This window comes from Cellulomonas carbonis (genome assembly GCF_014636275.1).
GTDB classification, from domain to species: domain Bacteria; phylum Actinomycetota; class Actinomycetes; order Actinomycetales; family Cellulomonadaceae; genus Actinotalea; species Actinotalea carbonis.
In genome coordinates, this window is sequence record NZ_BMEB01000001.1 from 1078167 (window position 1) to 1098903 (window position 20737).

Annotated in this window: 17 protein-coding genes; 9 read left to right on the top strand and 8 right to left on the bottom strand. The window is 76.4% G+C overall.

Going from position 1 to position 20737, the window contains the following annotated elements; all coding sequences use genetic code 11:
• Positions 1 to 80: 80 nt before the first annotated feature.
• Positions 81 to 2669: a helix-turn-helix transcriptional regulator gene (locus tag IEV86_RS18170; RefSeq protein ID WP_043604194.1), complete on the bottom strand. Its 2589-nt coding sequence runs from the start codon at positions 2667 to 2669 to the stop codon at positions 81 to 83.
• A 99-nt stretch (positions 2670 to 2768) separates the two neighbouring features.
• Between IEV86_RS18170 and IEV86_RS04980 the strand changes: the two genes are divergently transcribed.
• Positions 2769 to 3752 carry an SDR family NAD(P)-dependent oxidoreductase gene (locus IEV86_RS04980; protein ID WP_229734469.1) on the top strand — a complete coding sequence of 328 codons (984 nt, stop codon included), beginning with the start codon at positions 2769 to 2771 and terminating at the stop codon, positions 3750 to 3752.
• On the opposite strand, the gene IEV86_RS04985 is transcribed toward IEV86_RS04980, so the two are convergent.
• Positions 3714 to 4445: a DUF4386 family protein gene (locus IEV86_RS04985; protein WP_043604197.1), complete on the bottom strand. Its 732-nt coding sequence runs from the start codon at positions 4443 to 4445 to the stop codon at positions 3714 to 3716. The genes IEV86_RS04980 and IEV86_RS04985 overlap by 39 nt on opposite strands.
• A gap of 159 nt (positions 4446 to 4604) precedes the next feature.
• Between IEV86_RS04985 and IEV86_RS04990 the strand changes: the two genes are divergently transcribed.
• Together IEV86_RS04990 and IEV86_RS04995 are read left to right on the top strand one after the other, a co-directional pair.
• Positions 4605 to 5228: a maleylpyruvate isomerase N-terminal domain-containing protein gene (locus IEV86_RS04990; RefSeq protein ID WP_043604200.1), complete on the top strand. Its 624-nt coding sequence runs from the start codon at positions 4605 to 4607 to the stop codon at positions 5226 to 5228.
• Positions 5229 to 5261: 33 nt separating this feature from the next.
• Positions 5262 to 6512 (top strand): MFS transporter, encoded by a 1251-nt coding sequence (locus IEV86_RS04995; RefSeq protein ID WP_043604203.1) that lies wholly within the window; start codon positions 5262 to 5264, stop codon positions 6510 to 6512.
• 71 nt (positions 6513 to 6583) lie between these two features.
• On the opposite strand, the gene dinB is transcribed toward IEV86_RS04995, so the two are convergent.
• Both dinB and IEV86_RS05005 read right to left on the bottom strand, forming a co-directional pair.
• Positions 6584 to 7840 (bottom strand): DNA polymerase IV, encoded by a 1257-nt coding sequence (gene dinB, locus IEV86_RS05000; protein WP_043604206.1) that lies wholly within the window; start codon positions 7838 to 7840, stop codon positions 6584 to 6586.
• A gap of 105 nt (positions 7841 to 7945) precedes the next feature.
• Complete coding sequence (locus tag IEV86_RS05005) at positions 7946 to 8914, bottom strand: alpha/beta fold hydrolase (protein WP_081978581.1); 969 nt, start codon at positions 8912 to 8914, stop codon at positions 7946 to 7948.
• 213 nt (positions 8915 to 9127) lie between these two features.
• Here IEV86_RS05005 and IEV86_RS05010 point away from each other — a divergent pair, with 213 nt between their 5' ends.
• Entirely contained in the window at positions 9128 to 10015 is an 888-nt protein-coding gene (locus IEV86_RS05010) for a trypsin-like serine protease (protein ID WP_052425991.1), read from the top strand.
• Between the two features lie 65 nt (positions 10016 to 10080).
• Here the strand turns inward: IEV86_RS05010 and IEV86_RS05015 are convergent, their stop codons facing one another.
• Together IEV86_RS05015 and IEV86_RS05020 are read right to left on the bottom strand one after the other, a co-directional pair.
• Entirely contained in the window at positions 10081 to 10476 is a 396-nt protein-coding gene (locus IEV86_RS05015; RefSeq protein WP_043604209.1) for a PNPOx family protein, read from the bottom strand.
• Positions 10477 to 10511: 35 nt separating this feature from the next.
• Entirely contained in the window at positions 10512 to 11549 is a 1038-nt protein-coding gene (locus IEV86_RS05020; RefSeq protein ID WP_043604212.1) for a DUF2332 domain-containing protein, read from the bottom strand.
• A gap of 47 nt (positions 11550 to 11596) precedes the next feature.
• Between IEV86_RS05020 and IEV86_RS05025 the strand changes: the two genes are divergently transcribed.
• Positions 11597 to 12460, top strand: coding sequence for an alpha/beta fold hydrolase (locus tag IEV86_RS05025; protein WP_043604215.1), 864 nt, complete (start codon positions 11597 to 11599; stop codon positions 12458 to 12460).
• Here the strand turns inward: IEV86_RS05025 and IEV86_RS05030 are convergent.
• Complete coding sequence (locus IEV86_RS05030; protein ID WP_052425992.1) at positions 12438 to 14696, bottom strand: putative bifunctional diguanylate cyclase/phosphodiesterase; 2259 nt, start codon at positions 14694 to 14696, stop codon at positions 12438 to 12440. The two genes, IEV86_RS05025 and IEV86_RS05030, sit on opposite strands and share 23 nt — an antisense overlap.
• 95 nt (positions 14697 to 14791) lie before the next feature.
• Between IEV86_RS05030 and rlmC the strand changes: the two genes are divergently transcribed.
• From rlmC to IEV86_RS05050, 4 genes are all read left to right on the top strand, one after another.
• On the top strand, positions 14792 to 15916 hold the full coding sequence (gene rlmC / locus IEV86_RS05035) for a 23S rRNA (uracil(747)-C(5))-methyltransferase RlmC (RefSeq protein WP_043604219.1): 1125 nt from the start codon (positions 14792 to 14794) through the stop codon (positions 15914 to 15916).
• Positions 15917 to 16037: 121 nt separating this feature from the next.
• Entirely contained in the window at positions 16038 to 16406 is a 369-nt protein-coding gene (locus IEV86_RS05040) for a DUF1905 domain-containing protein (protein WP_052425993.1), read from the top strand.
• Between the two features lie 103 nt (positions 16407 to 16509).
• Entirely contained in the window at positions 16510 to 17730 is a 1221-nt protein-coding gene (locus IEV86_RS05045; protein ID WP_229734470.1) for a carboxylate-amine ligase, read from the top strand.
• 125 nt (positions 17731 to 17855) lie between these two features.
• Positions 17856 to 19562, top strand: coding sequence for an HD domain-containing phosphohydrolase (locus IEV86_RS05050; protein ID WP_152605579.1), 1707 nt, complete (start codon positions 17856 to 17858; stop codon positions 19560 to 19562).
• A gap of 57 nt (positions 19563 to 19619) precedes the next feature.
• Here the strand turns inward: IEV86_RS05050 and IEV86_RS05055 are convergent, their stop codons facing one another.
• Positions 19620 to 20729, bottom strand: coding sequence for an AAA family ATPase (locus IEV86_RS05055; RefSeq protein WP_043604221.1), 1110 nt, complete (start codon positions 20727 to 20729; stop codon positions 19620 to 19622).
• Positions 20730 to 20737 lie beyond the last annotated feature (8 nt).

The following is a 20737-nucleotide window of genomic DNA, read 5'->3' on the forward strand; positions in this document are numbered from 1 at the left end:
CGTCCGCCCGCCCGACGTCGGTGTCGGCGTCGTGTCCGACCAGCGTCCGGGGGCACGCCTGACGTGACCCGCGTAGCGCACTACGCGGATCCGCTCCCCACCTGCGGCGGCACGGCGAGGACCGTCGCGAGGTCCGCGCGGTCCGACACCCCGAGCTTGAGCCCCGCGCGGTAGAGGTGGCCCTCGGCCGTGCGCACCGAGACGGTGAGCCGCTCGGCGATCTCGCGGTTCGACAGCCCGTGCGCGGCGAGCAGGGCGACCTCGCGCTCGCGCGGTGTGAGAGGGACGGGGTGGACCGCGGCGGTGATCGCGGGCGTGCACGCACCCGAGCGCTGCGCGAGCTCGTTCGCCCGCGCCACGGCCGTCAGCGCCGATCTGGGGCGTCCGCGCCGACGGAGCACGTCACCGGCCTGCGCGTGGGCGTCGCCCGCGGCGACGAGGTCGCCGACCTCCTCCCACCCGCGCGCGACGACGGCGAGCGCGTCGGCGTCCGCCGCTGCCCACGCCCGGGCGTGCCTCAGGGCCAGCTCCGCCCGAGGCCCGGCGACCTCAAGCCGCAGCGCGTCCAGGCGCACGACCGCGTCGGGCGACCCGCCGAGCTGGGTCGCGACCTGCCACGCGGCCACCTCGAGCGCGGGTGAGGCCTGCGCCCGCGCGAGCGACGCTGCCGCCACCGCGAGCCCCACGGCGCTGGTCAGTGCGCCCTCGACGCCCGCCGCCCACGCCCGCGCGAGGAGGTCGTCGGGGGCGAGCAGCGCGTACGCGGGATGCGTCTCGGTCCCCATCTCCTCGAGGAGCGGGCGGGCGTCGTCGGACCGGCCCGCGAGTGCGTAGGCCGTCACGAGCAGCGTCCGGCAGCGGAACCGAAACTCGTGTCGCGTGGACGCGAGCCCGGCCCACGCCTCCCGCAGCGGGACCTCCGCGTCGCGCACCCGCCCGCCCGCGAACGCCGCGTGCCCCGCGAGGACGAGTCCCATGAGGTGCGCGGGCCCCGACAGCTGCGCCGTCGACTCCTCGAGCCCACGGGCGACCTCACCCGCGTCCGCGGTCGCGCCGGCGAGGCGGTACCCGAGCACGAGCCAGTCGACCAGCCCGAAGACGGGCACCGTGTGGCCGACGGACGCGAGGACCGGACCACCGGACACCTCGTCGAGGAGGTCGACGCGCCCCTGCACCGCGGCGACGGCGGCGACGACGGAGGCGAGGACGACGCGCGTGAGGTCGTCCGGCGCCCCGTGCCGCAGGGCCGGGAGGGCCCTGGCGAGCGCGGCGTCCGCGTCGCCCGTCGCCGCGTCGACCGCCGCGGTCATCGCGTCGAGCACGACCCGCTCGCGGCCGACGTCGGGCGCCGATGCGGCCACGGCCAGCACCGCCCGCGCGTCGTCGGCCCGACGCAGCGTCCACAGCAGGTTCCCGGCGCGGTACGCCGCGAGGCGCGCGCGGGCCGGGCCGTCCGGCGCGTCGTCGACGAGGCCACGCAGGACGGCCTCGGCCTCCTCGCCGCGGGTCAGCCAGGACAGCGCCGACGCGTGGACGAGGCGCGCGCGCCAGGCTCCCCCGGCCGTCGCCGCGGCACGAGCGAGCCGCTCGGCGAGCGGGAGGTCGTGGAACCCGATGGCCTCCTCGGCGGCCCGCAACCACAGCCCGGGGTCGGGCGGCAGGTCCGACTCGAGCGTGAGGACGGCACGGCGCATCGCGTGCGCGTCGGGGTCGAGCCGCACCGCGAGCAGGCCCCGCAGGCGCCGCGCTCGCACCGTGCCCATGGAGCCGCGGCGCACCTCGCCGTACAGGGGGTGCGCGAGCCGGACGACCGGGCCAGTGGGCGTCGGGTGCGTCCGGACCAGCCCGCGCCGCTCCGCCTCCTCGGTGGCGCCCGCACCCGTGAGGTCCACGAGCGCGTCGAGGGCGAGTGGCTCGCCGAGGGTGACGACGTCGACGACGTCGCGCACGTCCGCCTCGAGCGCACCGATCTCGCGCTCGATCAGCGCCGCGAGCTCGCGCGACAGGTGCGGGTCGCCCGACCAGCACCAGATGCCCGACGCCGGGCTGAGGCGACCTGCAGCCACCTCACCGGGAAGGAGGTGCCGGAGGAAGAGCGGGCTGCCGCGCGTGAGGGCCCACAGGCGACGCGCGGACGCGGACTCGACGGGTCCGCCGAGCACGCGCGCGACGAGCGTCCTGGTCGTCGCGAGGTCGAGCGCCGCGAGGTCCAGGCGCGCGAGCATCTCGTCCTTCCACAACGCGGTCACGAGGTCGGGAACCGGCTCCCCGCCGCGAACCGTCACGACGACGGGGAACAGCCCGCGGGCCACAGCGCGGTGGACGACGACGGCCGAGAGCTCGTCGAGCAGGTGCGCGTCGTCGACCCCGAGCACGAGAGGCCGCCGTCGGGCGAGGGCCGCGAGCACGCCGCCGACCGACGACGACGCGTCACCGGTCGGCACGTCGACGAGACCCGCGAACGCGCCGAGCGGGAGCGTGGTCGTCGCTCGGCTGGCGAGCGCCCACACGCCGGGCGTCCCCGAGCGCGACACCGCCTCCCGGACGAGGCGGGTCTTCCCCACACCCGCGGGTCCCACCACCAGGATCCCGGCCGCACCGGGTCGGGCGGCCGCCGTGATCCGGCGCAGCTCGGCCTCCCTGCCCGTGAGCGGCCACGGCCGCAGCACGTCTCGATGCTAGCGACGGCGATCCGCGTACCGCACTACTCGGGCCGCGGGCGGGGACCCGCGCGAGTGTCGAGGCACCCGCCAGGAGAGGTGATCCCCGTGAACGAGCCGCGCTCCGTCCTCGTCACCGGTGCCGGACGCGGCATCGGCAACGCCATCGCGCTGCGGCTGGCCGCGTCCGGCTGGCGCGTCTGGGCCGGTGTGCGGACCGACGTGGCCGCGAAGGCGCTCGCCGAGGCGTCGGGCGCGATCACGCCCGTCGAGCTCGACGTCACCGACCGCGGGCACGTCGCGGCGCTCGACACCGTCCTGCCCGCCCGCCTCGACGCGCTCGTCAACAACGTCGGCATCGGCGTCGCCGGCCCCCTGGAGACGCTCTCGCCGGTCGACGTGCACCGCCAGCTCGACGCGAACCTCGTCGGTCCCCTCGACGTCACGCGGACCGTGCTGCCGAGGCTGCGGCGGGCCCGCGGGCGCATCGTGTTCATCTCGTCGGTGAACGGGCGCGTGTCGTTCCCGTTCACCGGGATCTACAACGCGTCGAAGTTCGCGGTCGAGGCCGTCGCCGACTGCCTGCGGGTCGAGCTCTCGCCGTTCGGCGTGCAGGTCGCTCTCGTCGAGCCCGGGGTGGTCGCGACCGACCCGTGGAAGCACATGGACGACCTCCTCGACGAGCTCGAGGCGGATCTCGAACCCGGGCTCCGGTCGCTGTACGCCGGCCACTTCGCCGGCGAGCGCCGCGTCCTGGCGGACCTGCGCCGTCGGGCCGCGCCTCCCGACGACGTCGCGCGTGCCGTCGAGCAGGAGCTGACACGCCGGCGCGCCCGGCCGCGCACCCCCGTGGGACGCGACGCCCGCGTGATCCTGCTGATGCGGACCGTGCTGGGCGCGCGGGGGATGGACCGCGTGTGGATCCGCGGCCTCGGACTCCCGCGTCCCCCAGCGGACGGCGTGCCCGCGACCCGGCCGCCATGGCCCTCGGGCGCGGCGCAGGCGGCTCCGCCGACCTCGGCCGCGGCCGACGCGGACGCCGCCCCGCCGGCGTCAGGCGGCACGCGCGAGCGACCGCTCCCCCACCCCTGACGCGTCGGCGAGACCCAGGAGGCTGCGCCACACCAGCAGCGCGAACACCGACCACGGCACGAGGGACGCCAGCGCGAACCACAGGCCGACGACACCGAAGTTCGACGGCACCGCCATCAGCACCGCCGCGACGAGCCCCCAGACGGCGGTCGCACGGCCGAACAGCGGTGACCGGAGCATGAGCAGAGCCAGGACGAGCAGCGTGACGAGGTTGACGAGGTAGTAGATGTCGAAGGCCGTGCCCATCCAGGTCGCGAGCATGCCGTCGCCGACGGCGAGGAGCGCGACCTGCTCGCCGGGCGCCGCGTCGGCGTAGGACTGCGCGAGGCTCAGCATCTCGACCGGGCGGGGCGACGCCGTGTACGCCGCCATGCCGAGCACGCCGAAGGCGAGCGCGACGACGACCGCCGAGCGGCTCACGCGCCACAGGGCGACGCCGAGCGCGAGGTAGAGCAGGTAGGCGAGCAGGTTGGAGACGACGTAGAGCAGGTCGAGCGCCAGCAGCCCCTGCAGCGGTCGCTCCACCAGGAGGACGTAGAAGCCCTCGGTCGTCGTCGGCGGCGGCCACAGGACGTAGATGCCGATCTGCACGACGATCAGCACGACGCTCGCGAGCGCCGCCCACGCACCGACGCGCAGCAGCCCCACCCATCCCTCGGTGCCGCCCGGCGCCGGTCCCTCGTCCGCGGCCATGCGCAACGCCTCCGTCCTCCCGCCAGCGTCGACCGGCGGCGCGACCGACGGAAGGGCCGGAGGTCCTCGGCTCGGGGCCGGGAGGTCCCCGGCCCCAGGACGCCGGCTCGACGGTGCTCACGCCGATCGTCCGCTCGCGGACACGGCTACCGTGCGGGCATGGGCACCGACACCGTCGCGTGGGAGTCGTCCCGGGCCGCGTTCGCCGAGGCGGCCGCGTGGTTCCTCGACGTCGCGGAGCACGTGGGTGACCGCTGGGACCGACCGGCCCTGGGCGAGTGGGACGTGCGCGCGCTCGTGGGTCACACGAGTCGCTCGCTGCTCACCGTCGAGGAGTACCTGCGCGTGCCCGCGGACCGGGCGGACGTCGTGTCGTCCGCCGACTACTACCGCGCGACGCGCGCGATGTCCGTCGGTCCCGCCGTCGCCCGGCGCGGCCGGGACGCCGGCCACGCCCTGGGCGACGACCCCGTGCGGTCGGTCGCGGTGATCGCCGCGCGCGTCCTCCCTCTCCTCGACGAGACCGACGGCACGGAGCTCGTCACGACCCTCGCGGGTGGGATCCGGCTGGCCGACTACCTCCCGACGCGGACGTTCGAGCTCGTCGTGCACACCCTCGACCTGGGTGCGGCCCTCGGGCTCTCGGTCGAGCCCCCCGCGGGGCCCGCGGCGCTGGTCGTCCGCCTGCTCGGCGAGCTCGCGGTCGAGCAGGGCCGCGTGGGCCCGCTCGTGCTCGCGGCGACGGGACGCGCGCACCTGCCCGAGGGGTTCACGCTGCTCTGACGCCCGCCGCACGGGCCGTGCGATGCTCGGACCGTGGCCGTCACGCCCCGCCGCGTCGAACGCACCTACCTGGTCCTCGTGGCCGGCAACATGCTCGCGACGTCGGTGATCTGGGGCATCAACACGCTCTTCCTGCTCGACGCGGGCCTCACGAACCTCGAGGCGTTCGCCGCGAACGCGTTCTTCACGCTCGGCATGGTGGTGTTCGAGATCCCGACGGGCGTCGTCGCCGACGCGCGCGGACGCCGCACGTCGTACCTGCTGGGGACGGTCGTCCTCGCGGTGTCGACGCTCCTGTACTACGCGCTGTGGGTCGCGCACGGCCCCTTCTGGCTGTGGGCGGTCGTGTCGGTGCTGCTCGGGCTCGGCTTCACGTTCTTCTCGGGCGCGACCGAGGCCTGGCTGGTCGACGCGCTGGCCGCGACCGGCTACGCGGGCGAGCTCGAGACGGTCTTCGGGCGCGCGCAGTCGGTGGGCGGCGCGGCGATGCTCGTCGGCGCCGTGGGCGGCGGGGTGCTCGCGCAGGCGACGTCGCTCGGGTTCCCGTTCCTCATCCGGGTCGCGGCTCTGCTCGGGCTGACCGTGGTCGCCGCCGTAGCGATGCACGACCTCGGCTTCACTCCCGACCGGTCGGTGCCGGCGCGCGAGGCGGTGCGCAGCATCCTGCGCTCGTCGGTCGAGCACGGGCTGGGCAACCCGCCCGTGCGGTGGCTCATGCTCGCGGCACCGCTCGTCTCGGGCGTCGGGATCTACGCGTTCTACGCGCTCCAGCCGTACCTGCTCGACCTGTACGGCGACGACGACGCGTACTGGGTCGCGGGGCTCGCGGCGGCGATCGTCGCGGGGTCCCGCATGGCGGGGGGCCTGCTCGCGGCGCGGCTCCGCGCGCTCGTGGCGCGGCGCACCACGGCGCTCGCGCTGGCCACGACCGCGTCCTGCGTGGCGCTCGCATCGCTCGCGATCACCAGGAGCTTCGCGGTGGCGCTGGCCCTCGTGGTCGCGTGGGGGCTGGTCGAGGCCGCCACCGCCCCGATCCGTCAGGCGTACCTCAACGACCTCATCCCGTCGCGGCAGCGCGCGACCGTGCTGTCGTTCGACTCGCTCATGGCCAGCAGCGGCGGCGTCGTCGTCCAGCCGGCCCTCGGCCGAGCCGCGGACCTCGCCGGCTACGGGACGTCGTACGCCGTCGGCGGGCTGGTCCAGCTCGCCGCCGTGCCGTTCCTCGTGCTCAGCGGCCGCCAGCACCACCCGGCCGACCTGCGCGCCGGCGCACCGCCTCGGTGACGGCACGCGCGGGCGCCTCGCGATCCCGCTGCTGAGCCCGCGGGCCCGCTCGACGCGCGGCCGGGCGGGGCTCACAGCTCGTGCTCCGCGAGCTCGCGGAAGGCGTCGGGCACGGAACCCGGGCCCCGGAGCACCGCCGGCAGGTAGCCGACGGCCTCGGTGCCGAACCTCGTGCGGATCGCGTCGACCTGCCCGTCGACGGCCCGACGCGCCGCGCCGGGGACGGAGCCCGGCCGCCACGGGTCCGCCGGTCGCAGGTCGAGCTCGAGCTGGACGACCCGCTGGTCCGTCAGGTGCGACACCGAGATCCCCAGCAGGGTGATCTCCGCGTCGCGGCCCGCGTCCGCGAGCGCCGACCAGACGAGCCGCTCGGCCACCTCGGTCAGCGTGAGCGTCGCGGAGATCGGCTCGGGGAGGGTCCTCGCCCGCGTGACCGACCGCATCCCGACGAAGCGGACACGCACCGTCACGGTTCGTCCCGCCCGGTCGCCGGCACGGAGACGTCGCGACACACGGTCCGCGAGGTGGGCGAGGACCGCGCGCACGCCCTCGACGTCCGGACGCCGTCGGCCGAGCGCCGACTGGGCGCCCACCGATCCCGCGCGGCGCGAGGTCACCACGCGTCGGGCGTCCTCGTCGTGCGCCATCGCGCTGAGGCGGGCCCCGACGGCGTGTCCCAGGATGCGCTCGACCGCCGACGACGGCGTCCGGGCGAGGTCGCCGATCGTCCGGATCCCCCGCTCCGCGAGCTTCTGCTCGTTGACCGGCCCCACGCCCCAGACCAGGCCGACGGGCAGCGGGTCGAGGAACTCACGCTCGGTCCCGGGCTCGACCACGACGACGCCGTCGGGCTTGGCGACCTGCGACGCGATCTTCGCGAGGTGCTTGGTGGTCGCCGCACCCACCGAGATGGGCAGCCCGACCTCGGCACGCACCCGGGACCGGATGGACGCGGCGATGGTCGGCGGCGGGCCGAACAGGTGCGTCGCACCCGACACGTCGAGGAACGCCTCGTCGATCGAGATGCGCTCGACCAGCGGGGTCACGTCCCGCAGGACCGCCATGACGGCGTCCCCGAGCCGCTGGTACTCGGTGAAGTGACCGCGCACGAAGCGCAGGCGCGGGCAGAGGGCGGCGGCCCGCCAGCCAGGCATGCCGCCCCGCACCCCGTACGCCCTCGCCTCGTACGACGCCGCGAGCACCACGCCACCGCGCGGCCCGCCGCCGACGGCGACCGGAAGGCCGCGCAGCGCAGGGTCCAGCAGCTGCTCGACCGACGCGTAGAACGCGTCGAGGTCGGCGTGCAGGATCGTCGCGCCCCGGGCCACGGGACGACGCTACTCGAACACGTGTTCGAACGACCAGCCCTGCACCCCGACCGCGCCGCCCGGCCGCATCCGGCCGCGCCGACGCACGCCGTCGTCCCGCGCCCGTCACCCGGCGGCCAGCACCTCGCGCAGGCGCGCCGCGAACGCCTCGGGCCGGCCCGGCTGCCCGTACTCCGGCCCGAGGAACCCGCCGTGGCCACCCGGGAAGACGACGAGCTCCTGCCCCAGCGCCTCGGCGAGCGCCTCCGACGTGCGCCACGTGAGACCGCCGCGGCTCTCCTCCCCCGCGGCCACCACGACGCGCGTCGGCACCGCGCGGAGCTTGACAACGTCCGGCCGGAACGCCGTCACGGCCGCGGAGACGCCCGACAGCAGCGGGTCGACGCGCGACCCGTCGTCGTCGGCCGGGAGCCCGAGGGCGGCCGGGTCGACGCGCCCGGGGTCCCAGCCCTCGGGCAGCTCGCCCTGCACCGACGTGAGCGCGATGAACGCCGCCATGCCCGCGCCCCAGCCGCGCTCGTGGTAGATCTCGCGCACGCGGCGCTCGGCCGCGAGCGCCCGGTCCGCGTCGGGCAGCACCTGCAGGAGCGGCGGCTCGTGCGCGACGAGCGTCGCGACGTCGTCGGGGTGGGTGGCGACGAGGGCGAGCGCGGTCACGGCTCCCCCGCTGCTGGCGAGGACGTCGACGGGGGCGGCGCCCAGCGCGTCGAGCAGCCGGTGGAGGTCGTCGGCCTGCTGCTCCGGCCGGTTCTCGACGCCGTCGGTGCGGGTGCTGCGGCCGATGCCGCGCGGGTCATACGTGATCACGGTGCGCTCGGGCACGAGCGAGGCGAGCGTCGTGAAGCCGTACGCGTCCATCGGCTGGCCGACCATGAGGAGGGGCGGTGCCCCGTCCTGCGTCGGCAGGGGGCCGCGGACGTCGTACGTCAGCGTCGCGCCCGGGACCTCGAGGGTCCGGGTCGTCGCCGGACCCTCCGTCGGGCCGGCCGTCGTGGGTCCTGCCGTCGGGTCCGTCGTCGGGTCCGTCGTCGGGCTCTCCTGGGTGCCGGTGCCTGCTCCCACGTCGCTGCTCATCTCGTCGCTCCTCCGGTCCGGTGTGCTCTCACCGGGACCGACCCGGCCCGACGGCGGAAGTCATCGGCCCCGTGCACCCCGACGCACGACGGCGTGCCCCGACGGCCACGGCCGCACCGATCCGCGCGTCAGGACTGTTGCGCAGGTCACATCGGGCATATCGTCCCTGGCACCGTCGGCCGCACCGCGGCCATCCCCCACGAGGAGGACCCCATGAGGAAGTCCCTGCTCGGCCTCGGAGCGGCGCTCGCGCTGCTGCTGGGCGTCGCGGCACCCGCGAGCGCGATCACCGGCAACTACGTGCAGGACGAGGAGCACCCGTTCGTCGGGCTGCTCGTCATGTACGACGAGAACGGCGAGTTCATGGGCCGGTGCTCCGGCTCGCTCCTGACCCCGGAGATCTTCCTGACCGCGGGGCACTGCACCGACGGCGCGACGTCGGCGCGCGTGTACCTCCAGCAGGACGCGGGCGTGAGCTACGACGCCGAGCTCGGGTACGACCCGGTGTCCGGGTACCCGGAGACCTGCGCCGCCGGGACCGAGGGCGTGCTCTGCTCGTACGCGAGCCAGGTCTTCAACTACGGCTTCGCGGACTTCGAGGGCTTCCCGAACACGCTCGACGCAGGGCTCGTCGTCCTCGACACGCCGCTCGTCGTCGACGAGTACGCCGTGCTCGCCGCGCCCGGCACGCTCGACCCGTACGCGACGCAGCGCGGGCTCAAGGACCTCACGGTCACCGCGAGCGGCTACGGCCTCAGCTACAGCAGCCCCACCGAGGTCGTCTCCTACCGCGAGCGCCTCATGGCCAACGCGCGCATCACGAACCTCGTGAGCGCCAACACCGGCGGCTTCAACCTCCAGGCCACGGGGAACGGCAAGGGCAAGGGCGGGACGTGCTCGGGCGACTCGGGCGGTCCGGTCTTCCTCGGCGGGTACGAGTCCAACCTCGTCGTCGCCGTGACGTCCTTCGGCCTCAACTCGTACTGCCGCGGGACGGACTTCGCCTACCGCACGGACACGACCGAGGTCATCGACTGGATCTACGCGACGGCCGAGGCGGCCGGTGCGGACACCGCGCTCATCCAGGTCGCAGACGCCTGACACGACCCGACGACGGCCGCCGCCCACCGGGGTGGCGGCCGTCGCCGTGCCCGGCGCCGGACCGGTCAGGCGGCGACCCGCAGCAGCCGGAACTCGCGGCGCCGCAGCAGCCGGAGCACGAGCCGTGCCGCGGGACCGAACGCCGCCCGGCCGACGTCGGCCGCGAGGGGCTCGACGCCGACCACGGCGTGCTCGACACCCCGCACGACGACGACGCACCGCCCCGCTGCGACGACGTTGCGGTACCAGTCCACGCGGGGCCCGTAGGTCAGCTCGGCGACGAATCCCCCGGCCACCGGCGCGAGCACGAGCGGCGTCTCGTACGTCCGTCCGCTGCGCCGACCGACGTGACGCACCAGCGCGAACGCCCGACCGGCCCGCGCCGCGCGCAGCGTCCACGGGTTCAGCGTGCGCCCGAGCAGGCGCAGGAGACGTCGACGCGTGCGTCCGTCCCGCCCCATCCCCCGACGGTACGCCCGCCCGTGCGAGCCCCTCGTCAGGGGACGGCGGACATCGCGGTGCCGTGCGGGTGCGTCAGCGCACGGGGGACGCCGTCCCGTGCGAGCACGAAGCGCCCCCCGGTGTCCACGCCGGGCGGGAGCCGGGCCGAGACCGCCGGCAGGACGCGCTGCCCCTCGTTGCTGACCCACACCGCGCCGAGGTCGCGGACCGCGGCGGTGAAGGCGTCGCGCACGGCGGCGTCGACGTAGGCGAGCACCGCGGTGTGCAGGACGACGAGCGTCGCGTCCCGCGGCGCCGCCGCGGCGGTCAGGACGAGCCGGTCCAGGAGGTCCCCGCGCACGATCGTAGGGGGGTCGGCGGCCACGACCCGGGCGGCGGCGCGCAGGCGGCGCACGCGGTCGTCCGCGCCCGGCCAGACGAGCGCCTCGAGCCACGCGACGTCGTCGGGGTCCCGGACGTCGAGCGGGGACAGGTCGATCCCGGCGCGCCACACGACACGCGGCACGTGCGTGGGCACGAGCCGGTCGTCGTCGACCCGGCACGGCAGCTCGACGCGAGGCACCGTGGGCAGGGTGTTCACGTTGGGCACCGTGGGCACCGTGGGCACCGTGCTCACGGCGGGCTCGAGCACGACGACGCGCGTCGGCGTCGTGTAGCGGTACGCGTAGCGGTCGGGCACGAGGCACAGGCCCGCCGAGGCGCCGACCTCGAGCAGCGCGAGCGGCCCGTCGAGCTCGGCGAGGACCGGCAGGAGCGTCGCGCACCGACCGGCCTCGTTGGTCTGGGTCGTGCGGGCGAGCGCCACGGCCTCGACCGCGGGCCAGTGCGCGACGAGCCACGCGCGGAACGCCGGGTAGGGCTCGTCGGGTGCGCCGAGGAGGCGAGCCGCCGCGACCACGAGGTTGGGCTGGCGTCGTCGCCACGGGAGCCGGTCGACGAGCGCCAGCACCTGCCGGTCGCGTGCGACCTCCGCGCACCACCGCGCGAGCAGCGGGGACTCGCCGCTCGCCTCGAGCCTCCCGAAGTCGCGCCACCACGTGGCGGTGTCGGGCGACGCCCCGATCGGGTCCATGCCGGGACGGTAGCCCCGGTGTCGGACGGCCGACCTAACCTCGGGGGATGTACACCGAGCTCGACGTCCGCGCCGCCGACGGCCGCATCCTCCACGCGTACGACTTCCGGCCGACGGACGACGCCGACGAGCGGCTCACGGTCCTGTGGCACCACGGCACGCCCAACGTCGGCGAGCCGCCCGTCCCGCTCATCCCCGCGGCACGTCGCCTGGGCGTGCGCTGGGTCTCGTACGACCGCCCGGGGTACGGGGGCTCGGGCCGCCTGCCCGGCCGCGACGTCGCCTCGGCCGCGCGCGACGCCGCGCTCGTCGCCGACGCGCTCGGCGTGGGCGGCTTCGCGGTCATGGGGCACTCGGGCGGCGGCCCGCACGCGCTCGCGTGCGCGGCGCTGCTGCCTGGTCGGGTCACGGGCGCGGTGTCCGTGAGCGGCCTCGCACCGTACGACGCCGAGGGGCTCGCCTGGTTCGAGGGCATGGCGCCCGGGGGGGAGGCCGAGCTGCGGGCCGCGACCCGTGGAGCCGACGAGCTGCGACGCGTGCTCACCGAGGACGAGTGGGACCCGTCGCAGTTCGTCGCCGCCGACCACCGTGCGCTCGAGGGCGACTGGGCGTGGCTCTCCGGGGTCGCCGGCCGCGCGTCGGCCGACGGCGTGCCCGACGGCATGGTCGACGACGACCTCGCGTACGTCGGCGCGTGGGGGTTCCGCCCGGACGCCGTGACGGTCCCCGCACTGCTCCTGCACGGCGACGACGACCGCGTGGTGCCGGTCGGTCACGCGCGCTGGCTGGCCGGTCGGCTGCCCGCCGCGGAGCTGAGGGTCGACCCGGGCGCGGGCCACGTCTCCGTCCTCAGCCGCGCCGAGGAGGCGCTCGCGTGGCTCGTGGACGTCAGCCGACCCGCGGCTCGGTGACCCACGGCTCGAGCGGGCCGTCGTCCGCGACGAGCCCGGCCGGCTCGGGACGCGCGAAGAGGAAGCCCTGCACCGAGTCGCAGCCGAGCGCCCGCAGCCGCTCGAGCTGCTCGGGCTCCTCGACGCCCTCCGCGACGACCGTGAGGTCGAACGCGTGCGCGGCCTGCACGACGAGCCCCACGAGCGCGAGCACGCCGGGCGTCGTCGCCTCGACGAGACTCCGGTCGATCTTGAGCGTGTCGACGGCGAGGTGCTGCAGCTGGTGGATCGACGTGTAGCCCGTGCCGAAGTCGTCGATGCTGATCCGCACGCCGAGGTCGCGCAGGGCGCGCAGCGCCTCCTCGATCTCGAGCACGTCGACGACGACCGTCTCGGTGATCTCGAGCGCGAGCCGGTGCGGGGCGAGGCCCGAGGCGGCGAGCGCGTCGGCGACGTCGGTGACCACGCCGGGCTGCGCGACGTGCCGGCCGGAGAGGTTCACCGAGACGGTCAGGTGCTCGCCGCGCCCCTCGGCGGTCCAGCGCACGAGCTGTGCCGTGGCCTCGGCCAGCACCCAGCGCCCGACGTCGCACACGAGCGTCGACCGCTCGGCCACCGGGATGAAGTCCGCGGGCGCGACCAGCCCGTGCCCCGGACGGTCCCACCGCACGAGCGCCTCGTAGCCGGCGACCTCCCCGGACCCCGTGTCGAGGATCGGCTGGTAGTGCAGCACGAGCTCGCCCGCGGCGATCCCGGCGCGCAGCGCCGACTCGAGCCGCCCGCGCTCCACGAGCTCGCGGCTGAGCGCCTCGTCGAAGACCTCCGCGCGCCCCCGGCCGCCCGACTTCGCGCGGTACGCGGCCGCGTCGGCCTCGTGCAGGAGACGGTCGGGGTCGGTCGACCCGTCCCGCGCGAGGGCGACGCCGACGCTCGCGCCGACCGTCGTCGCGTGCTCCCCCACCCGGACGGGCTCCCCGACCGCGTCGACCACGCGCCGCGCGAGCGCCACGAGCCCCTCCTCGGACTCGGGGTGCTCCACGAGGACGACGAACTCGTCGCCGCCGATGCGCCCCACCGTGTCCCCCGCGCGGACGACGTCCTGCAGGCGTCCGGCCGTCACGCGCAGGACCTCGTCACCAGCCGCGTGCCCGTAGGTGTCGTTCACGTCCTTGAAGTGGTCGAGGTCGACGAAGAGGAGCCCGACGGGGCTGCCCGAGCGGCACGCGCGGTGCAGCGCCGACCGGATCTCGGCGACCATCCGGGACCGGTTGGCGAGGCCGGTCAGCGCGTCGTGCGCCGCGAGGTGCGCGAGGTTCTCGCGCAGCCGGTCGCGCTGCTCGGACGACGCGCGGATCGCGCGGATCGCGAGGTCCATGCGCGCGACCACGAGCCCGAACAGAGCCGTCGAGGCCACGGCCACGGCCCACGCGTCGAGCGGGACGCCGAGCGTCAGCTGCACGACGAGCGTCAGCGGCGCCACGAGGACCGCGAACCCCAGCGCGAGGAGGCGGCGGGTCGAGTAGGGCGCGACGGCGGTCGCGGGCACGCCCAGGCCCGCCGCCGACGGGTGCAGCCCCGCCGTGCCGACGACGACGTACGAGGCGAGCCACAGGAGGTCGAACGCCCCGCCCTCGTACCCGGACGCGGACTCGACCACGGCGAAGCCCGCGTCCGCCACCAGGAGCAGCCCCAGGCCCGTGACCAGGAGCCGGAAGGCGACCGTCCGGCCGCCGGAACCGAGGAGGAACTGGGCGAGGATCGCGACGAGCAGGACGTCGCCCGCCGGGTAGGCGGCCGCGACGGCCCGCTCGAGGAGCGTGCCGTCGCCGCGCAGCGTGGGCGCGGCCAGCACGACCCACACGAGCAGCCCGAGGGCGAGCGTCACGATGGCGCCGTCGACCACGCCGGCGACGTCCGCGACGTGCCGGCGCCGCCGGAGCAGGACGAGCATCCCGGCCGCGAGCAGCGGGTAGCCGGCGAGGTAGAGGACGTCGGCGGCCGACGGGAACGGCGACAGGCCCGCGAGGTCGAGCCAGGTCCACACCGCGTCGCCCGCGACGAACGCCGCCTGACCGGCTGCGAGGAGGTACCACGGTGGGCGCGCCGCCGGGGTGAGCGCGAGCGCCCCGACGACGAGGGCCGCGACCGACAGCACGCCGACCAGCAGGTACGCGACGTCGGCCGACGTGCCCGGCAGGAACGGGTACGCCAGCACGAGGCCGGTCCCCACCAGGAGGTGGAGGCGCCACTGGGTCACCCTGGTCCCATCGGCACGTTCGCCGCGGACCTGACGTGTCGGGCGGGTGGATCCGGGGTCGGGCACGCCCGGGCGGGCTTCGTACACTCCCCGCCATGCGGTGCGACTACTACGAGGCCGAGTCGTGCCGCTCGTGCACGCACCTCGAGCAGCCGTACGCCGAGCAGCTGACCGGCAAGGAGCAGCACTGCCGGCACCTCCTGCGCGAGCACGCGGGGATCACCTGGCTGCCCCCGGTCGCGAGCGCCGAGTCGGGCTTCCGCAACAAGGCGAAGATGGTCGTCGCCGGGACCTCCGCGGAGCCGACGGTCGGCATCCTCGACGCGACGGGTCGCGGAGTCGACCTGCGCGAGTGCGGGCTGCACACGCCGGCGGTCCGCGCCGCGCTGCCCGCTCTCGCCCGGTTCGTCACGACAGCCGACCTCACGCCCTACGACGTCCCGGCGCGCCGCGGCGAGCTCAAGCACCTGCTCCTGACGGAGTCGCCCGACGGCGAGCTGATGCTCCGCGTGGTGCTGCGCTCGACGGAGGCGGTGTCGCGCATCCGCAAGCACCTCGCCGGCCTCGTCGCCGAGGTGCCCGCGCTGCGCGTGGTGTCGGTCAACGTGCTGCCGGAGCACCGGGCCGTGCTCGAGGGCGAGCGCGAGATCGTGCTGACCGAGCAGGCCGCCCTGCCCATGCGGCTGGGCGACGTCGAGCTCCTGCTGCGGCCCCGGAGCTTCTTCCAGACCAACACGCCCGTCGCGCAGGCGCTCTACCGCCAGGCCCGGGAGTGGGTCGACGAGGTCGCGCCCACGACCGTGTGGGACCTGTACTGCGGCGTGGGTGGCTTCGCGCTCCACCTCGCCGCGCCCGACCGCGACGTCGTCGGGATCGAGCTCAGCGCCGAGGCGGTCGAGAGCGCGGAGGTGGCCCGGTCGCGCGCCGGGCTGGAGCGGGTGCGGTTCGTCGCGCAGGACGCGACCGCATTCGCGCTCGCCGCCGACGACGCCCCCGACCTCGTCGTGGTGAACCCGCCGCGGCGCGGGATCGGGGAGCGGCTCGCGGCGTGGCTCGACGCGTCGACCGTGCGGCACGTCGTCTACTCGAGCTGCAACGCCGTCTCGCTCGCTCGCGACCTCGCGGCCATGCCCTCCCTGCGCCCGGTGCGGGCCCGGGTGCTCGACATGTTCCCCCACACCGGCCACTACGAGGTCGCGGTGCTCCTCGAGCGGGCGTGACGGCCCGCGTGCCGGGCCGTGGGGCGGCGGGCAGCTGCACGGCGGGGCCGTGGTGGCGGCGCGGCGCGAGCGGGCGGCGAGCGGTGCGGCGCGTGTCGGTGGTGGGCGTCACGATGGCCCCGTGGACCACTCCTTCACCGGTGAGCTCTGGCTCTGGGACGCGCGCCGCGTCGACACCTGGACGTTCGTGAGCCTCCCCTCGGACCTCGCCGACGAGATCCTCGACACCGCGGGTGCCCTCTCGCGCGGGTTCGGCTCCCTGCGCGTCGAGGTCGCGGTCGGGACGACGGTCTGGCGGACGTCGATCTTCCCCGACTCGGCGCGCCGGACCTACGTGCTGCCGGTCAAGAAGGCCGTCCGTGCGGCCGAGCGGCTCTCGGTCGGCGACCCCGTCCCGGTGCGGCTCCGGCTGCTCGACCTCGACGCGGGCGACGTGACGGCCGCGCGGCCGGGGAAGGGGCTCGACGGCGGCCACCCCGACGGCGGATGATCGCCCCAGGGTGCCCGCCGAGCGGTCGCGAGGCGCACCGGGTCGTGTGACGCTGTGCCACCGGCCACGACGGACCGGCACCCTCCGCCGACAGGGGTCCACCGTGAGCACCGACACCGTCAGCACCGCGCCGGGTCCGGCCGTGGGCCGAGGGCCCGGCTCCGGCACGGGACGCGCACCCGGCCCGGCGACCGAGCGCACGACCGGGGGCGCGTCCGGCCGTCCCGGTCACCGCCCGGACCTGCGCACGGTCGGCGTCGAGGAGGAGCTCCTGCTCGTCGACCCGCGGACGGGTGTGCCGGTGCCCCTGTCCGGCGTCGTCGTCACCGAGCACGACCCGAAGGCGTCGGCGCCCATCACGACCGAGCTCCAGCAGCAGCAGGTGGAGACGGGGACGCCCGTGCGCACCTCGATGGCGGACGTGGCGGCAGCCCTGCGGGACCTGCGCCGCCAGGTCGCCGACGCGGCCGCGGCCGCGGGGGCCCACGTCGCGGCGCTCGGCACGTCACCGTTGCCGGTGGTCCCGCAGCTCACGCCCGACGCCCGCTACCGCCGGATCCGCGACCTGACGGGCGTCATGTGCGACGACCACCTGACGGGCGGCTGCCACGTGCACGTCGGGGTCGCGTCGGACGACGAGGGCGTCGCCGCGCTCGACCGGCTGCGGCCGTGGCTACCCGTCGTCACCGCTCTCGCGACCAACTCCCCCTTCGTCGACGGGCGTGACAGCGGGTACGCCGGGTACCGGACCCAGGTCTGGCAGCGCTGGCCGGGCACGGGACCCGCGGACGTCTTCGGCTCCCCGGCGGAGTACCGCCGCCGCGTCGACGCGATGCTCGCGACGGGGGTGGTCCTCGACCACGGGATGGTCTACTTCGACGCCCGGCTCTCCCAGCGCTACCCGACCGTCGAGGTTCGCGTCCCGGACGTGTGCCTGCGCGTCGACGACGCCGTGGCGGTCGCGGCCCTCGTCCGGGCGCTCGTCGACACGGCCGCCGACGCGTGGGCCGCGGGCGAGCCGGCCCCGCCGGTGCCGAGCGCCCTCGTGCGGCTCGCGTCGTTCCGGGCCAGCCGCTGGGGGCTCACGGACGAGCTCGTCCACCCCCGCACGGGCGGCACCGTCCCCGCGGCCGTCGCGGTCACCGCGCTGGTCGAGCACGTGCGCCCCGCGCTCGAGCGCTCGGGCGACCTCGACCTCGTCGGGACGGCTGTCGACGAGCTGCTCGCGCACGGCACAGGCGCCGACCGGCAGCGCGGCGTGATGGACGCGACGGGCGACCTCGCGCACGTCGTCGCGGACGCCGTCGAGCAGACGGCCCGCTGACCGAGCCTCCCCGGGACCCGACCCGCGCGCCACGCTGAGCCGTCCGGGTGGCAGCGCGGGTGCTCCTGGTGCTCCGCGCGCCCGTCGCGCCCGTCGCGGCACCCCGTCCGCGGCACAGTGGGGGCGTGCACGTCGACATGCCGGTGCGGACGCCGGGGCCGACCCAGAACTACGCGGACGCCCCCGCCGCGGTCTGGCGGCCCCGCCCTGCCCTGGCGTGGACGCTGCGCGCGGTCGTCGTCGTCGGGCCGGGCCTCGTCGCGCTGGCCGCCGGGCTCGCCGCGGTGCAGTGGCTCCCGCCCGCGCGCCTGGGCGTCGACCCGTGGCTCTGGATCGCGGTCGAGATCACGGCGGTCACGATTCTCCTTCTCGGGCTGACGCGCGCCGCCCGCACGCTCCTCCCGCTCGCGACCCTCCTGCGGCTGACCACGGTGTTCGCCGACCGGGCACCCTCGCGCCTGCGGGTCGCGATGCGCCGTCACTCCCCCGCGGTGCTCCGGACCGCGGGGGACGCGGCCGTACCGACGGCGGCGTCGACGCATGCCGCGGTCCTCCTGGACCTCGTCACCGCGCTGCACGCGCACGACCGCGGGACCCGCCTGCACTGCGAGCGCGTCCAGGCGTACACGACGCTCGCCGCGCAGGAGATGGGACTGCCCGCGCACGAGGTCGCACGCCTCGGATGGGCCGCGCTGCTGCACGACATCGGCAAGCTCAGCGTCCCGGCGGCGGTGATCGCCAAGCCCTCGCTGCCGACGCAGGAGGAGTGGGCGCTCCTCGCCACGCACCCCGCCGCGGGGATGGAGATCGCCCGACCGCTCGCGCTGTGGCTCGGGCCCGCGCTCGACGCGATCGGCCAGCACCACGAGCGGTGGGACGGCGGCGGGTACCCCGCGGGCCTGGCCGGCACGCGGATCAGCCGCGCGGCCCGTGTGGTCGCGGTGGCCGACGCGTTCGACACGATCACCTCGGCCCGCCCGTACAAGCGCGCCCTGCCCGCCGCCGAGGCCCGCGCCGAGCTGGCGCGCTGCGCGGGTGAGCAGTTCGACCCCGAGGTCGTCCGCGCGTTCCTGCGGATCGGTCTCGTGCGGCTGCACCGCATCGCGGGCCCCATGTCGGTCCTCTCGGCGCTGCCCGGCCTGCAGGTGCTCCAGGCCCCGTTGTCCTCGATCGCGCAGGCGTCGGCGACGGTCGTGACAGCGGTCGCGGCGCCGGCCGTCGCGGGAGCGGTCGCGATCACGCTCGCCGTCGCCGGCCCCGGCGACGCGTCGCCCGCGCCGGTGGCACCGGGCACCGGGGGCGCGGCCGCCTCACAGGTCGGCGCCGACGACGGCCCCGCGGGCGACGCGCGCGGCGACGGCTCGGGACCGATCGGTGCCACCGGGACCGGCCCGTCACGGGACGACGCCGCGCTCGTGGTCGACACGCCGGCCGTCACCGACGCACCCGACGGCACGGACCCGGCGCCGGCGGTCGACGACGCGCAGCGCGACGACGGCGCCGGCGACGCGTCGGTCGACACCACGACGCCGACCGACCCGCCCGCCTCGACCGACCCGCCCGCCTCGACCGACCCGACGCCGACCGGGGGCCCCGGCCAGGAGCCCACCGCGGACGACGCCGCCGAGGCGGACCGCGAGACGGACCGGACCACGCCGACGACGACCGAGCCCACCGGCCCCACCACGCCCAGCACGCCCACCGGGCCCACGACCCCCACCGTGCCGACGGCGCCTCCGCCGCCCGCGAGCGACCGGAACGAGGACGACACCCGGGACGACGCCGACGTCGAGATCGACCGCGAGACCGGCACCGAGAACAGCGCCCGCTGAGCCGCGGGCCGCGCACGCGGCCGGCGCGGTCATCCCCTGCGCGTCACCACGTCGGGGTCATCCCTTGCGTGACGGCCACGCCCAGTCGGGTCCCTCGCCCGCCGACCCACCGACGACACGTGTCGCGGCGCCGGTGCGCTCGAGCTCGACGAGCCGGGCAGCGTCGCGCAACGCGCGGACCAGGGGTTCGGAGTGGGTCACCACGACGACCTGCGACCTCTCGGCCGCGTCGACGACGAGGGCGGCGAGCGCGGGCACGACGGCGGGGTGCAGGCTCGCCTCGGGCTCGTTCAGCACCAGCAGCGCGGGCGGTCGGGGCGACAGGAGCGCGGCCGCGAGGAGCAGGAACCGCAGCGTCCCGTCCGACAGCTCGGCGGCACCCATCGGGCGGCGCAGCCCGCGCTGGTGCAGCCACGTGCGGCACGTCCCCTCGTCGTCCTCGGTCACCTCCAGGCGCGAGCCGGGGAACGCCGCGTCGACCGCGGCGTCCAGACCCGCCGCCACGCCGACGCGCTGGATCGTCAGCAGCGCGGCGGCGAGGTCCGCCCCGGTCGGGTCGAGCACGGGCGTGAACGTCGCGACGCCCGGCCGGCGGCTCGCGGCGTCGGCGTCGGTGCGCAGGTGGTCGTAGAAGCGCCACCGCCGCGCCTGCTCGCGGAGCGCGTACAGCTCGGGCGCGTCGGAGGGTTCCACGAGCGCGCCCATGAGCGACTCGTGGTCGCCGAGCCGCCACGGCGCGACCCGCCAGGCGCCGTCGTCGTCGCGCGTGCGCACGCGGGGGCCGTGCCGGTCGGCGACCAGCGTCGCGGGCCGCAGCACCGGACCCGACCACACGGCCTCGACCTTGATCTCGGGGTCGAGGCGGAAGGGGCCGAGCTGGGGCAGCCCGAGGTCGATCGCGTAGGAGAGGTCGTCCGCGCTGAACCCGAGCCGCATCGCGACCGGACCCGCGCCGCGGTCGCCCGCGTGCAGCGCGGACCGGAGGCCGCCCTCGCGCGCGAGCGACGCGATCGCCCCCTCGCGCACGAGGTCGGCGAGCAGCCGCAGGGCCCGGTAGACGCTCGTCTTGCCGCTGCCGTTGGGGCCGGTGACGACGGTGAGCGGACCGAGGTCGACCACGAGCTCGTCGAGCGAGCGGTACCCCTCGACGGCGAGCGTGCGGATCACGTGCCCTC

What these genes read in the sequence shown, in the direction of transcription:
- IEV86_RS04985 (WP_043604197.1), bottom strand. Translation starts at nt 4,445, where the DNA reads ATGGCCGCGGACGAGGGACCGGCGCCGGGCGGCACCGAGGGATGGGTG.
- IEV86_RS04990 (WP_043604200.1), top strand. Translation starts at nt 4,605, where the DNA reads ATGGGCACCGACACCGTCGCGTGGGAGTCGTCCCGGGCCGCGTTCGCC.
- IEV86_RS05005 (WP_081978581.1), bottom strand. Translation starts at nt 8,914, where the DNA reads ATGAGCAGCGACGTGGGAGCAGGCACCGGCACCCAGGAGAGCCCGACG.
- IEV86_RS05010 (WP_052425991.1), top strand. Translation starts at nt 9,128, where the DNA reads ATGAGGAAGTCCCTGCTCGGCCTCGGAGCGGCGCTCGCGCTGCTGCTG.
- IEV86_RS05015 (WP_043604209.1), bottom strand. Translation starts at nt 10,476, where the DNA reads ATGGGGCGGGACGGACGCACGCGTCGACGTCTCCTGCGCCTGCTCGGG.
- IEV86_RS05020 (WP_043604212.1), bottom strand. Translation starts at nt 11,549, where the DNA reads ATGGACCCGATCGGGGCGTCGCCCGACACCGCCACGTGGTGGCGCGAC.
- IEV86_RS05025 (WP_043604215.1), top strand. Translation starts at nt 11,597, where the DNA reads ATGTACACCGAGCTCGACGTCCGCGCCGCCGACGGCCGCATCCTCCAC.
- rlmC (WP_043604219.1), top strand. Translation starts at nt 14,792, where the DNA reads ATGCGGTGCGACTACTACGAGGCCGAGTCGTGCCGCTCGTGCACGCAC.